The organism is Gordonia sp. NPDC062954 (genome assembly GCF_044543825.1).
GTDB lineage: Bacteria > Actinomycetota > Actinomycetes > Mycobacteriales > Mycobacteriaceae > Gordonia > Gordonia tangerina.
The window spans coordinates 41,313-53,014 of record NZ_JBITWL010000020.1; the positions used below are offsets into that span (position 1 = coordinate 41,313).

Here is an 11,702-nt window from a genome sequence, read left to right on the forward strand (position 1 = left end):
GGGCATCGCTGTGGTTGACCTCGGGCGGGGGTCAGACGAGGGCGTCGCTGTCGTGACCACCGGGGGTGGTGTCTTCGGGGGCGTCCGGGGTGTCGCTGTAGGTGCCGGTGTCGTCGCTGTAGAGGTCGAGCTCGCCGTCACCGTCGGTGTCCTGGCCGTAGACGTCAGCCTGGCCGTCGAAGTCAGTGTCAAGCGCGACGGCGTCGAACTGCCCGTCGCCGTCGGTGTCGACAGCAACGGCGTCGATGGCCCCATCGGCGTTGGTGTCGACGAGCAGGGTGTCGGGTGCGCCGTCGGCATCGGTGTCGAGGGTCTGGGTGACCAGTTGCCCGTCTTCGTAGGAATCGACCTGGGTGAGGTCGCCGTCGGCATTGAGGTGGGCGACCTCGTCGACGACGCCGTCGCTGTCGAGGTCGCTGGCGATGACGGCGCCGCCGTCGGCGGTCGGTGCCGCGGCGGTGTCGACATGGCCGTCACCATCGGTGTCGGCCTCGACCAGGACGACCTCGCCGGCTTCGTCGTAGTGGACGTCGATGGCGTTGCCGGCGTCGTCGGTGGTGTGTACCACCTGGCCGGCCGGGCCGTCGGCGGCTTCCGGGGCGGGGGCGGGCGCATCGGCGGGGGTGGCGTCGGGGTTGTAGGGCTCGTCGGGGCTGATGATGGGGGCGTCGCTTCTGGGGGTACCGGACATGGTGCGTCCTCTTTCGAACTCGGTCTGTGAGCGTGTCGGGAATCTGTTGCCACCAGGAATGAGGAATGTTCCCGCCCACGATCGCCGCGACCCCGAATCCGCGTCTATCTGGCGAGGAGGATTACATCACAGCTGTCGGGACCTGGTCGGGAACACCGAGGGTGGGCCGTAACATCTCACCTGGTGACCGGGCCGACGGCGACCTTCGTCGGCGACCACCTCACCAGAAACGGAGGTCAACACATGCAGGAGGACGAACCGTCGCCGGTTCTGGCGTCACTCGGCATCGACCCCGCCACCCTCACCACCGACCTCCCGCCGGGAGTGTGGGACAACGCGCTGCAGGCAGCCTTCGACCCGGCCGCCGTCGCCGACCCCGACACCGTCCCCGACATGGACGACACCCCGCCGGCCGACCTCGACGAGGACATCGACCTGGGTGACGACACCCCCGACAGCCCGCCCAGCGAGGCACCGGCTGATCCGCCGATCGCCCACGCCGCCCAAGACGCCGCCGAGGAAGGACAGCTCCCGCCCGCCGACGAGCCCAGTGGGAGTGTCGACCTCGCCGACGCCGGTGTCGAAGACCCGCATCCCAGTGCCCACGACACGCACGACGACATCTGAGAACCGGGTTGGGGGAGTTGATGGACGAAGCACGTCTGCTGCTGCAAGCACGTAACGGCGACCAGCACGCCTTCGCCGAGCTCGTCGGCGCTCACCGCACGCACGTGTGGGCGGTGTGCCTCAACATCTGTTCCAACCCCCACGACGCCGAGGACGCCCTGCAGAACACCCTCGTCGCGGCGTGGCAGAACCTACACAAGTTCCGCGGTGAGTCGAAGTTCAGCACCTGGCTGCACCGGGTGGCCGCGAACAACGCCCTGATGGTCGTGCGGCGCCGCAAAGCCAACACCACCATCACCGACTTCACCGACCCCGACCAGCCGATCCAACTCGTCGACGACACCCACCAGTCAGCATTTGATGATCAGATCGCGCTGCGCGACGCGGTACGCGACGCACTCGCACAGCTACCTGAGGACTTCCGAGAAGCCGTGGTCCTGCGTGAATTCGGCGATCTCACCTACGCCGACATCGCCGCCCACCAGGGCGTCGGTGTTCAGACAGTCAAATCCCGACTCAACCGAGCCCGCACCCAACTCGCCGACCTGCTACGCGACACCACCGCCGCGACAGGCCAATAGCGTCGAACGAGACATCGATCAGCGAGACTGGTCCTCGAGAAGGGCTGACGGTAGATCGGTCAGGCGTGGCGCATTCGGGTTGCGGCGGAACCGCTCCGAGTATCGGGAGTTGGTTGCGACCTGGTGCTGCTGCCGCTCGCGAACCTCGGTGGAGACCAACCCGATGCGCTGTTCGATGCCGTGGCGCTGTTTGTACTCGCGGGCGGTCAGGTCATGGGTTTCCAGATGGGTGCGGGTCAGCGCACGGAAACGCTCACCGCATTCATGGCACGCGATTGTCTCGCCGTCGTCGTCGATGTGGCCCCACCAGCCATGTCCTGACCGGCGAGGAGTCGCCGTGGTGGAAGAATCGACGCCTGAGGGGTCGGCTAGCACGCGCTCGCGTCGCCGCTGGATCGCGTGCGCGGAGCAGCGGTCTTGTTCCACCGCCCACCATTCACAGTCGGCCACAACACATTTACGCGCCTGACCGTTGCGTTCCAACAGGTAAACCAGGGCGGTGGACAGATCGTCTCCGGCCCGGCCGGCGATGGTGTCGACGGCGACCGACAGCGCAGTAGCCACGATGTGCTGTACCCGGTCGGCGGTGAAGCGCCGCTGCCACTGGCCGCCCCAGATGGTGGCCGCCAACAGGTCGTCGGAGACACCCGCGGTGCGGTAGACCCGGTCGAGGACGGCGCGCGCATCGCAGACCACCGTACGCAGGCGGGCGCCGCACGCCGCGATCGCCGCCACGATGGCGTCGCGATCGGGATGGTTAGCAGCAGCGATGGCGATGTCAGCGAAGTAACCGGCGAGGTCATCGACAAGCCGACCACGGCTGTCTTGGCCCAGGTCGCGGATCGCCGCGGCCGGGGTGAACACCGGCAGGCCGTCGACGATGTCGACGTCGTCCCACGACAACGCCGTCGAGCGGCCCAGATATCGGGCGGTCGTGGTCGTACGTCCCCCGTTCTTCGGTGCCTTGGTGATCGCGAGCTGCGGCAGTCCCTGACCGGGCTGGCCGAGGCCATGGATGGCCAAGGCGGTCGTGCCGGTGACCACACAGTCAGGACGGGGCGCCGACAGCCGCTGAGCAGGGGTCGAATCCCGTACGGCCGCTACCCAGGCCAGCTGCGCCGCAGCAAGGGCGCCCTCACCGGGACGGTCGGCTTCGCGCATCACGCCGTTGGCGACCGGAACCACCAGGCCCGCGTCGCGCAGCTTCACGTGATCGCTGCGGGTCACGCCCTGCTGCTGGAGCTGGACGCTGGTGATCAGTCCCCACTGGGCCGTCCGCAGCGCCGCGGTATCGGCCCATTTGCGAGCCAGCAGCGGGGGCAGGGGAGATGACGGTGACGGGGCGTCCAGGCGGATACCGGTGGCCGCGATCGCGGCGTCGATGGCGGCCTGATCGGGGCGGTCGGCCGCAGCCCCGGCGATAGTAGTGAAGTAGTCGGCCAGGTCGTCGCCGAATCGGGCGCCACCGTGCGCGGCGACATCGCGGATCGCCGCGGCCGGGGTGAAGACGGGCAGTCCGTCGAGAACCGCCACGTCATCCCACGACAGTTCCGCCCGGCGAGGAACGATCGCGTAGGTGGCGGTCTGCCGGTGCTGGAAGCGCCCGGTGACAGCCAGTAGCGGCAGCGTCTCGACGGGCGGAGCGGCGAGTCCATGCAGGGCCAGCGCGGTGTACGCGGTGACCACATAGTCTGGCCGCGCGGCCGAGAGCCGTTCCTCCGGAGCCGAACCCGGCGCTGCCGACACCCAGGCCAGCTGGGCTACGGCCAGCAGGTCGTCCGCCGGCGGGCGGGGTTCCCGCATCACACCTCTGGCCACCGACACCAGCAATCCTCTGCGCCGCAGCAGAAGCTGACTCGACCCGTTGACGCCGAGGCGCTGGAGTTGGGCGCTGGTAATCAGGCCCCACTGCTGGGCACGCAACGGTGCAGAATCGGCCCATCTCCGAGCCAACACCGACGACTGCGCAACCACCGGGAAAGGATAGGTCACGCCGAGCCGATGACAGATGTCAACGCCAGCCGTCGAATCAGCAGAACTCGAGGGCAACCAGCTGCCACCGATAGGCGACACGGCCCAGAGTGGATCGGCTGCCCGGCCGCGCGGCGGCACGTATCCGACATGGCTTGCGCTCGACGCGGGCGGCGAATGGCCGCACCTGGCCGTCCGTGGTGACGGAACCGAAGATCTCGGCGCCGCAGGGGTCACACAGCTGTACGTGGAGGCGATGCACCGATGGCCCGATCGAGGACCTCTGGGCCCTACTGGCTGTCGCGGCAACCGTCTTCGCGATATGAAAGGCGTCGTGACGGACCAGTACCGCGATCTGGTCCGCGATCGCCGGGGTCACCGTCTCGCCAAGACGAGACGTTCCTCGCTGGCGGCCGATCACCTCGCACACCAGCTGCATGACGGCAACCGAGAATCGGTGGGCCTCCCATACAGCCGACGACATCGCCAGTGACCGATTATCACTGTGTGCGAGCGGTTCTCGCACTCGGACGGTGCCGCTCGGAGCCGCCGCGCGCACAGAAGCGTGTGGAGACGCCGACCGCCCTCGGGTGTGCGGCGGCAGGGATCTCCCTGTCGAGGATGATCCTCGAATCAATGGCTGCATGCTGATGTGTTGCAGCAACCACCCCGCCTAGTTCCAGCCGGTGGGTTCCGTCTACTGACCCCGGCGGTATGTGACCGACCGGCGCCGCGGCGGTCCGGCGCCTTCCCCTCGCGGGTTCGCCCGGTACAGTCCCGCAGCAAGCAAGCAGATCGTGTGCCTCACGACCAGCCCAGGGGGAGACAGAATATGGCTAGCCGTCAGCGTTTCGTGGTGCCACTCCTGGTGGCATCCTGTGTCGGTCTCGTAATAGCCGGATGTTCGGAATCCGATGCCTCCCAAACCGCGGATACGCGACCGGAGTTGTCCAAGATCGACATCCCCTACGCCGAACTCAGCGCCACTGTCGATGGCCAACCACTCCCAGGCATCGACCCGTCTGAGTTCATGTGTTACCGACAGAGCAATTCCATCAGCATCACCGGACAGGACCCCACCGACGGGCAGCCTGGGCTGAGTGCCGATCTCCAGCCAGGCAATCCACCAAAACTCGTGAGGGTGTCGTTCGGACTCGATGGGGTCCTCTACACCGCCAAGCAGGGCAAGGGTTCAGTCGAAGCTGTCGACCAGGACGGTTCCCGTATCACGGTTCGCGGGACTGCGGAAAGCTGGGATCTCGCCGTACCTATCACCAAGCAATTCGAGCTCTCGGCAACTTGCAACTGACACCGCACAAGCCTTGGGTCGCCCGCTATCGCGGGCAGTGATCGACTCCGCGGGCATCACCGGCTTCCGGCGTGTCAGTGATCAGCTCTAGCACCTGGCAGCGCCGTCCCACCGACGCCGTGGGCCAGGCCTATCCGGCCGATTGGTCGGTCGGTCGGAACATCTCGGCAGCCCAGTTGCATCAGACCCTCCGAACAGCCAGCCGATCCGCGGCGGCTCCGGACGGGTAAGGACTCGCGATGCCAGGATGCGTTCCCGCGTCACCCACGCAGGTAAACATCGACCGCCGATCGACAGGCCCGATGTGACCGCGCTGTCGAAGCGAGAGCGCGTCTACCAGCGCCTCGCCGCCGACCTCGCACACGCCGATCCCTCGCCACACTCGCACGGACACCTCGGCGTAGCCGACACGCGGCGGATGTCCTCTCCCACGCGCGTTCTCGTGGACTGGTTGCGCCATATCGAGGAACGATCTGGGTTCACCGACAGCAGCGAGGTCGATCAACTCCGGATCGATCTCTGCCGGTTGCTGGCCAGCACCGGCGTCCGCGATTGCGGCGCCGCCGAGGCGCTCATCGACCAGTTTCACCTTCAGCCACCAGTGAGCGCTGAAGTCTTGACCGAAGCGGCGCAAGCGCTGCGGGAGTTGGCATCCCGCGATCATCGCGACGAACTATCGAGGCTCGCAGCAGACCGCACACTGGGCGTTTGTCGATCGGGGATCCTTGAGTTCCTGACCGAGCATGGCCAGCAAGAGGATGTGCATCTCGTTGCCGACCAAATCAGCGATCCCAGCGTGCGGGCGACAGCGATAGCCTGCCTCCGACGGTTCCGGCCGACCCCCGTCCATCTCATCGGCACGGTCGAGGCCTACCTCTACGACCCCGACAGCGCTGTCCGCGAGCAAGCATCCCGGACTGTGGCAGTCCTCTACGCCGCGGTGTTCGCGGCTAGCAGCGGCGCAATCTGATCCCGGGCATTCGCCGCGAGGCCCCTGTCGAGCGGTTCGACAGGCCGGACCGTCACGCCCTTTCAGCAGGTCGCGTGATGAACCAGTGCTGGGGCGAAGGTCTGCGGTGTCGGTGCACCGCTGCATCACCGGCGAGGGCCGTCAGGCAGGCAGACGTCACGGGTCAGTCCTGGTCGAAGTCGGTCTCTATCGCCTCGATCATCCGATCCTCGTAGGCCTCCTGGTTGATGAGACGCGCCTCGAAACCCTCTTCGGTGTAGCTGCCCTGGGCGGCCTGCTCCCCGAGGGAGATGATGCGTGCGGTGCGCTCGTCCTCGTCGAGGAGGGATTCAAGCTTCTCGCGCAGACGTCTGAGAGCGCCCTCTTCGGAATCCGCTGTCACAGACCAGTTTTCTCCGCCATACCGGCCCGTCCAGACACCGCTGTCGTCCTCGGTGAGGATGGCACGTTGGGTCACGTGCAACCGTGGTCGCGCATCCACCGATTCACCTCCCAGCCGCGGGAACGGCGGGGGTGCGTACGGTCCCGGACTTCCCTTCCGGTCACACCCCCGCCTACCCGTACAAACTACACGAGCATCGAACACCCATTCGACCCGTTGGGTTAAACTGTGAGCATGTTCGATCGCTGGCCCGACACCCGAACACTACGCGTGGTCGACCCGCCCAGGCCCGTGCTGATCGACATGGCGATCGCTGACCCGTCCTGCGGACGGTCATATGCCGCCGGCGGGGGAGTCTCGCTGCGGGTGCGAGCCTCCGGTGCCCGTATCGAACCGACCATGCCCGCGCTCCTCTTGGCGTGGTTGCAGGTCTCAAATGGATTGTGGCGCGGTATTTGTCAGATGCCGGTCGAAAGCGCCAACCACGTCTCGTCGGCCGTCATCACGATGTGGGTGCCACCCGAGGCGCTGCAACCGCGAGAGGACGCCGCCGAGCGATGACCGAGAACAACGATGCCGGGGCCGGGCCCACGAATCGCGTCGCACCCAAACGCGGCCGCGTCGCGATCGACGAGCTGACGTTGATCGTGCGGCCGCCCGGTAGGGCGGCAGACGTCCGGGTCTACACCGACGATGAGGCGACCGAGGCCCAGGCGTACGCCGACGAGGTCGGCGGACAGGTCGATCGACTCGGAGAAGCCACGAGCTGACTCCGCTGGCGCTGCGCTGCCGCCCTCCCCGGCGGGTCGGTTGCCACAGGGCCATCGTGGTTGCGTTGTGCAGGTGACCGAGTCGACGTCCGAGTAGTCAGGACTGGGTGTCGTGTTCGGGCCAGATCACCTCGTCCGGGGTTTTGTCGGTGCGCAAGCCTTTCCACGAGGGATGTCGCAGCCGGCGGGTGAGCTCGCGGTACTCGATGGTGCCGATCAATACCGGTCGCACCCACCGCACGTTTCTGATCCTGGTGGGCGAGTGCTCGGTGGTGAACGGATGCTCGGGGCGCGCTATCGCCGCCAGTCGTTCAGCGATCTCGCGGCGGTGCCGCTGGGTGAACCCGGTACCGACCTCCCCGAGGTAGACCAACTCACCCGAGGATCGGTAGCCGCCGACCAGCAGCGACCGCACCATCGCCGGGCCGCCGGTCCACCCGCACACGATCACTTCGGCGCTGAGCCGCAGAGGAACCTTGACCCACGCCGGGGACCGCTGCCCCCGCACGTATCTCGACGTTGCTCGCTTGGCGACCACCCCCTCCAGGCCAAACGTCCTCGCGAGCTCGAGCATCGGTTCGGCGGAGCTGTCAGGCCAGTACGGGGTGACCTGCGCCGCGCCGATACTGGTGAGCGAGGTGTCGAGCAGTTCGCGGCGCTCGAAGTAGGGCAGCGGTCCGACGTCGGAGCCGTCGAGCTCCAGGACGTCGAACAGATAGAACGCCGCCGGAACATCGGTGAGCAGCCGCCGGCCCGGCCGCGGGGTGTGCATGCGTCGTTGCAGAAGCGAGAACGACGGCCGCCCGTCGGCGTCGAGAGCCACGATCTCACCGTCGACCACGACGTCGCGGCCGCCACTGGCGTTCATCAGGGCGGCCGTGATCTCGGGGTAGGTCGAGGTGATCGGGCTGAGGTTGCGGCTCAACAGCAACACCTTCCCGCTAGCGACTCGGGCGACACAGCGCTGGCCATCGAACTTCATCTCCCACGACCAGCCCGAACCCGACGGGGGAGGACCCGCAGTTGCGAGCATCGGCGCCATGGAAGCCATACGCTCCACTGTCCTCGCTCACCGACCGGTCGGTGTCTATCCTCAGGCCGTGATCGAACGCGTACGCATCACCGCAGAGACCACAGCGATCAACTACGCAGCCCGATTCGGCTACCCCGGCCGCACCCTCGCCAACTATCTCGACCAGCTCGGCGGATGGGACGGCCACGTCGATGACCCGTTCGGCACCCGGCCGTGGATCTCCCTGCGCGCCTTCGACGGAGCCGACCCCGGCCTGTTCCTCAAACTCATGTTTGCCGTCCCACAGATCCCCGGCGATGACTTCCCACCCGTCTACGGCGACGAGGTGATCCTCGCCGAGTACGACCTCCCCGAGGGCACCGTCATCCCGCGGTGACTGCACACACGCGCTGCTGGTGACGACTGAAGCCGCCGACCCGAGTGGGTCGACGGCCTCAGTGTGTAGATGGACGGTGCCGGTCAGTGCGCCTCTCGGCGAGTGGCCGCACGCAGCGGCGGAAAGGGGTGAGGCCCGGGGCAATGAGCCCGCCACCGTCGCACGAGTCAACGGTGGCCCCACCCGCGGTATTCCGCGCAGCTGGCCGGTCTATTCGGCGAGCTTGGCGACCGCCTGGGCCCAGAGGAAGAACTTGTTGGTGCCCAGGTCACGCACGGTCTTGATGTTGAACGCCGCCTGGAGCTTTTCGGCGTCACCGTCGCTGACGCCTTGCAGCGCCGCGACCGGCGCATCGGCCAGCTCGGCCAGCGACTTGTCTTCGTATGCCTTGTCGAACTTGTCTGCGATTCCAGCCATGACCACTCCTTGAGAGTTCTCGACGACAGGGTTCGCAACACCCCGGGAAGGTGCCGCGCCCGCAGCCTAGACCGCCGTCACGACGTTCCGAAAGGACCGTCGTGACGGCGTGGGGGATGGCGGGGTGTCTATTCGCAGGCGACGCCGTCGCCGTCGCGGTCGAGCTTGCTGCTGTAACCGGGTTGCCCGGCGTAGATCGGGGCCGCGCCCGCGGCGCGGACTGCCGAGCAGTTGGCGTAGTAGACCGACGCCGGCGCCTCAACCGCAGGTGGCGGGGTGTAGGTCGTCGTCGGCGGCGTGTAGGTCGGTTCCGGGATCGGTGTCGCCGTCGAGGTCCGGGTGTTGGGGACCTGGCGGGTCGTCGGTGCCGGCACCGCGGCGCCGCAGCTACCGAGAACGCGGGTGATGGCGTCCTTCTCGGCCTGGGTCACCCACAGCTGGTAGGCAGCTTTGACCTCGACCTGACGGGCGACGTAGGTGCAGCGGTAGGAACGGTTCGGCGGCAGCCAGGTCGCGGCATCACCGTCGCCCTTTTGCTGGTTGGTGGGGCCGTCGGTGGCTTGCAGGTTGCGCGGATCGTTGGCGAAGTCCGCTCGCTGAGCCGCGGAGAGCTGCTGGGCGCCCTTCTGCCATGCATCCGACAACGCGACGACGTGGTCGATCTGCACCGCCGACGAGGTTTGCTGGCCACGCACGAACGAGATGGTGGTGCCGGTGTAGGGGTCGGCGAGTGTTCCGGACTGCACCGCGCAGCCGTTGGAGCCGGGCTTGAGCACGATGTTGGTGAGGTCGCGGCGCAGGATGTCGTTGCGGGTGTCGCAGCCGTTGTGGCCGCTGTCGACGTTCACGCCATCGGTCCAAGCTTGCCCGAACAGATCCCGGTCATACCCGGTCTTGGGTGCGCGACCCTTCACCTCGAGCGTGTCCAGCGTGGCCAGCGCTTTGTTCGCGGCCGGTGCCGCCGACACCGTGACGACCGGCGTCGCGGTGGGCAGCGACACCTCCGACGCCGCGACCGCGGACGTCTTCGTCGCAGGCAGCGTCGAGGTGTCAGCGACACGCTCGGTGGTCACGGTGTCGGTCGTCCCGCACGCTCCCAGCGCCAGGGCCAGCGCAGCCGCGCAGCTGCCGACCAGGACCCGGGATCGAGTCCTGCGAGGTGAAGGGGTGGCCGGCGGCTCTGACGAGGAGACGGCAGGGGGGAGCGGGGGCATAGCCATTGAGCGGGAGAGCCTTTCACACAAGCGGCGATCGGCGCGCAATGGCCGATCGAATGTCAACTACCTATAGCAGCCCACTCGGACATCGTTACCGAACCGGACAATCCCGTCCCACGTTTGCTTCAGTGCCGCCGGCCGTACTCGAACTGACACTGGCCGGGTTTTGAACCCGTTGCCTCAGCCCGGCGGGCTGCTGTGTCGGATCAGGAGCGGCCTCGGATCGTTATGCCCTGATCGCCCACAGCGCCGACGTCTGGCAGCTGCGATATGACGGCCAGTAGGTCATGTTCCCGCGCCGACATCACCCGCCAGTGAATAGCTTCGTTACCGGTGGCGAACACCTGGGGATAGGGGTGCGGCTCGATGACCTCGAACGCGAGGATGTGATAGGCGGCAGCCTCGATATCGGTGACGGGTCCTGCATCCGAAGGGTGGAAGTCGAGGTCGTAGATCACGCCGAACACCTTCGCCGGGTCACTGACCAGGCGTGAACGAAACACCACGCACACACAGTCCCCGACAGCCCACGCGGCCATTACAGCGACGTCGTCGCATGCAGGAGGCTGTGCCGCCTTCGCTGCCACCCGTTCCGCTACTGCCGCAGCAAGGTTCACCGCATCTCCTCATCGCTCCCCAGCGCCGCGACGAACACCAGGTCGGTTGTGGCCTGTCCATCGCCAGTCGTCGAACTCGGCCTCGAGGCGGCCGACCCGGTCGGCTGGCATGGTGCCCCGACGGTAGTCGGCGCGACGGTTGGCCACCCACTGGCCGATCGCGAAGCCGTCGATCACGTCCCGCTGGCTGGGGCTGCTGGTGCCGTGCACGGCCCGATACCGATGCAGGTGCGCGACGCCGGCCTCGAACGCGGCGGCCGATGCCGCGTCCTGGGGGTTCCACTGCCAGTCCGCGAACTCGTTGTCGAACAGCGCGATTCGATCAGCAGTTAGTCGGCCTGTGCGGTAGTCGGCGCGACGGTTCGCCGCCCACTGGCCGATCGGAAACCCGTCGATGACGTCGTGCTGGCGGGGGTTGCTGGTGCCGTGTGCAGCGGCGTAGCGGCGCAGGTGTGCGATCCCGGCCGCGAAGGCGGCATCGAGCACATTCCACCGCCAGTCGGGGAACTCGGTTTCGATGCGGCGGATCCGCTCGGGCGATAGCCGGCCGAGCCGGTAGTCGGTGCGGCGGTTGTCGACCCAGCCGCCGATCGCGAAGCCGTCGATCGTCGCGTGGCGGGGCGGCGAGCTCGAACCGTGCGCGGCGACGTAGCGGTGTAGGTGCGCGATCCCGGCGTCGAACCGCCGCTCGTCCGCACGGCGACGGCCAGCGGTCGGGGAGTCGTGCTCGCTGGGCACGGT

16 protein-coding genes are annotated in these 11,702 nt (G+C 67.4%); 7 read left to right on the forward strand and 9 right to left on the reverse strand.

Annotated features, from left to right (window positions below; all coding sequences use genetic code 11):
- Window positions 1-31 precede the first annotated feature (31 nt).
- A complete protein-coding gene (locus ACIGKQ_RS17995; protein WP_058253245.1) occupies window positions 32-691 on the reverse strand; it encodes a hypothetical protein in 660 nt (219 codons plus the stop codon).
- A gap of 183 nt (window positions 692-874) precedes the next feature.
- Here ACIGKQ_RS17995 and ACIGKQ_RS18000 point away from each other — a divergent pair, with 183 nt between their 5' ends.
- Together ACIGKQ_RS18000 and ACIGKQ_RS18005 are read left to right on the forward strand one after the other, a co-directional pair.
- A complete protein-coding gene (locus ACIGKQ_RS18000; protein WP_058253246.1) occupies window positions 875-1,318 on the forward strand; it encodes a hypothetical protein in 444 nt (147 codons plus the stop codon).
- 20 nt (window positions 1,319-1,338) lie between these two features.
- On the forward strand, window positions 1,339-1,899 hold the full coding sequence (locus ACIGKQ_RS18005; protein ID WP_058253247.1) for an RNA polymerase sigma factor: 561 nt from the start codon (window positions 1,339-1,341) through the stop codon (window positions 1,897-1,899).
- Between the two features lie 18 nt (window positions 1,900-1,917).
- On the opposite strand, the gene ACIGKQ_RS18010 is transcribed toward ACIGKQ_RS18005, so the two are convergent.
- Window positions 1,918-3,873, reverse strand: a complete 1,956-nt coding sequence (locus ACIGKQ_RS18010) for a MucR family transcriptional regulator (RefSeq protein WP_139114233.1) — start codon at window positions 3,871-3,873, stop codon at window positions 1,918-1,920.
- A gap of 55 nt (window positions 3,874-3,928) precedes the next feature.
- Window positions 3,929-4,354 (reverse strand): Rv3235 family protein, encoded by a 426-nt coding sequence (locus tag ACIGKQ_RS18015; RefSeq protein ID WP_222844772.1) that lies wholly within the window; start codon window positions 4,352-4,354, stop codon window positions 3,929-3,931.
- 462 nt (window positions 4,355-4,816) lie between these two features.
- Between ACIGKQ_RS18015 and ACIGKQ_RS18020 the strand changes: the two genes are divergently transcribed.
- Together ACIGKQ_RS18020 and ACIGKQ_RS18025 are read left to right on the forward strand one after the other, a co-directional pair.
- The gene (locus ACIGKQ_RS18020) at window positions 4,817-5,179 is read left to right on the forward strand and encodes a lipoprotein LpqH (protein ID WP_058253250.1); all 363 of its coding nucleotides are present in this window, start codon (window positions 4,817-4,819) and stop codon (window positions 5,177-5,179) included.
- Between the two features lie 304 nt (window positions 5,180-5,483).
- Window positions 5,484-6,149: a hypothetical protein gene (locus ACIGKQ_RS18025; protein ID WP_058253251.1), complete on the forward strand. Its 666-nt coding sequence runs from the start codon at window positions 5,484-5,486 to the stop codon at window positions 6,147-6,149.
- Window positions 6,150-6,312: 163 nt separating this feature from the next.
- On the opposite strand, the gene ACIGKQ_RS18030 is transcribed toward ACIGKQ_RS18025, so the two are convergent.
- Window positions 6,313-6,630 (reverse strand): hypothetical protein, encoded by a 318-nt coding sequence (locus tag ACIGKQ_RS18030; RefSeq protein ID WP_058253252.1) that lies wholly within the window; start codon window positions 6,628-6,630, stop codon window positions 6,313-6,315.
- Window positions 6,631-6,765: 135 nt separating this feature from the next.
- Here ACIGKQ_RS18030 and ACIGKQ_RS18035 point away from each other — a divergent pair, with 135 nt between their 5' ends.
- Both ACIGKQ_RS18035 and ACIGKQ_RS18040 read left to right on the forward strand, forming a co-directional pair.
- Window positions 6,766-7,092 carry a hypothetical protein gene (locus ACIGKQ_RS18035; protein WP_058253253.1) on the forward strand — a complete coding sequence of 109 codons (327 nt, stop codon included), beginning with the start codon at window positions 6,766-6,768 and terminating at the stop codon, window positions 7,090-7,092.
- Window positions 7,089-7,301 (forward strand): hypothetical protein, encoded by a 213-nt coding sequence (locus tag ACIGKQ_RS18040; RefSeq protein ID WP_058253254.1) that lies wholly within the window; start codon window positions 7,089-7,091, stop codon window positions 7,299-7,301. The genes ACIGKQ_RS18035 and ACIGKQ_RS18040 overlap by 4 nt, the downstream gene beginning before the upstream one ends.
- A 97-nt stretch (window positions 7,302-7,398) precedes the next feature.
- Here the strand turns inward: ACIGKQ_RS18040 and ligD are convergent, their stop codons facing one another.
- Window positions 7,399-8,352, reverse strand: a complete 954-nt coding sequence (gene ligD / locus ACIGKQ_RS18045; protein ID WP_075862424.1) for a non-homologous end-joining DNA ligase — start codon at window positions 8,350-8,352, stop codon at window positions 7,399-7,401.
- A 49-nt stretch (window positions 8,353-8,401) separates the two neighbouring features.
- Between ligD and ACIGKQ_RS18050 the strand changes: the two genes are divergently transcribed.
- Window positions 8,402-8,710: a hypothetical protein gene (locus tag ACIGKQ_RS18050; protein WP_075862423.1), complete on the forward strand. Its 309-nt coding sequence runs from the start codon at window positions 8,402-8,404 to the stop codon at window positions 8,708-8,710.
- Between the two features lie 210 nt (window positions 8,711-8,920).
- On the opposite strand, the gene ACIGKQ_RS18055 is transcribed toward ACIGKQ_RS18050, so the two are convergent.
- The 4 genes from ACIGKQ_RS18055 to ACIGKQ_RS18070 all read right to left on the reverse strand — a co-directional run bounded on the left by ACIGKQ_RS18055 (window position 8,921) and on the right by ACIGKQ_RS18070 (window position 11,699).
- Complete coding sequence (locus ACIGKQ_RS18055) at window positions 8,921-9,127, reverse strand: hypothetical protein (RefSeq protein WP_044508856.1); 207 nt, start codon at window positions 9,125-9,127, stop codon at window positions 8,921-8,923.
- A 128-nt stretch (window positions 9,128-9,255) separates the two neighbouring features.
- Window positions 9,256-10,341, reverse strand: coding sequence for a DUF1524 domain-containing protein (locus tag ACIGKQ_RS18060; protein ID WP_075862422.1), 1,086 nt, complete (start codon window positions 10,339-10,341; stop codon window positions 9,256-9,258).
- Window positions 10,342-10,550: 209 nt separating this feature from the next.
- A complete protein-coding gene (locus ACIGKQ_RS18065) occupies window positions 10,551-10,802 on the reverse strand; it encodes a hypothetical protein (protein ID WP_396574623.1) in 252 nt (83 codons plus the stop codon).
- Window positions 10,803-10,970: 168 nt separating this feature from the next.
- Complete coding sequence (locus tag ACIGKQ_RS18070) at window positions 10,971-11,699, reverse strand: helicase associated domain-containing protein (RefSeq protein WP_075862420.1); 729 nt, start codon at window positions 11,697-11,699, stop codon at window positions 10,971-10,973.
- Window positions 11,700-11,702 lie beyond the last annotated feature (3 nt).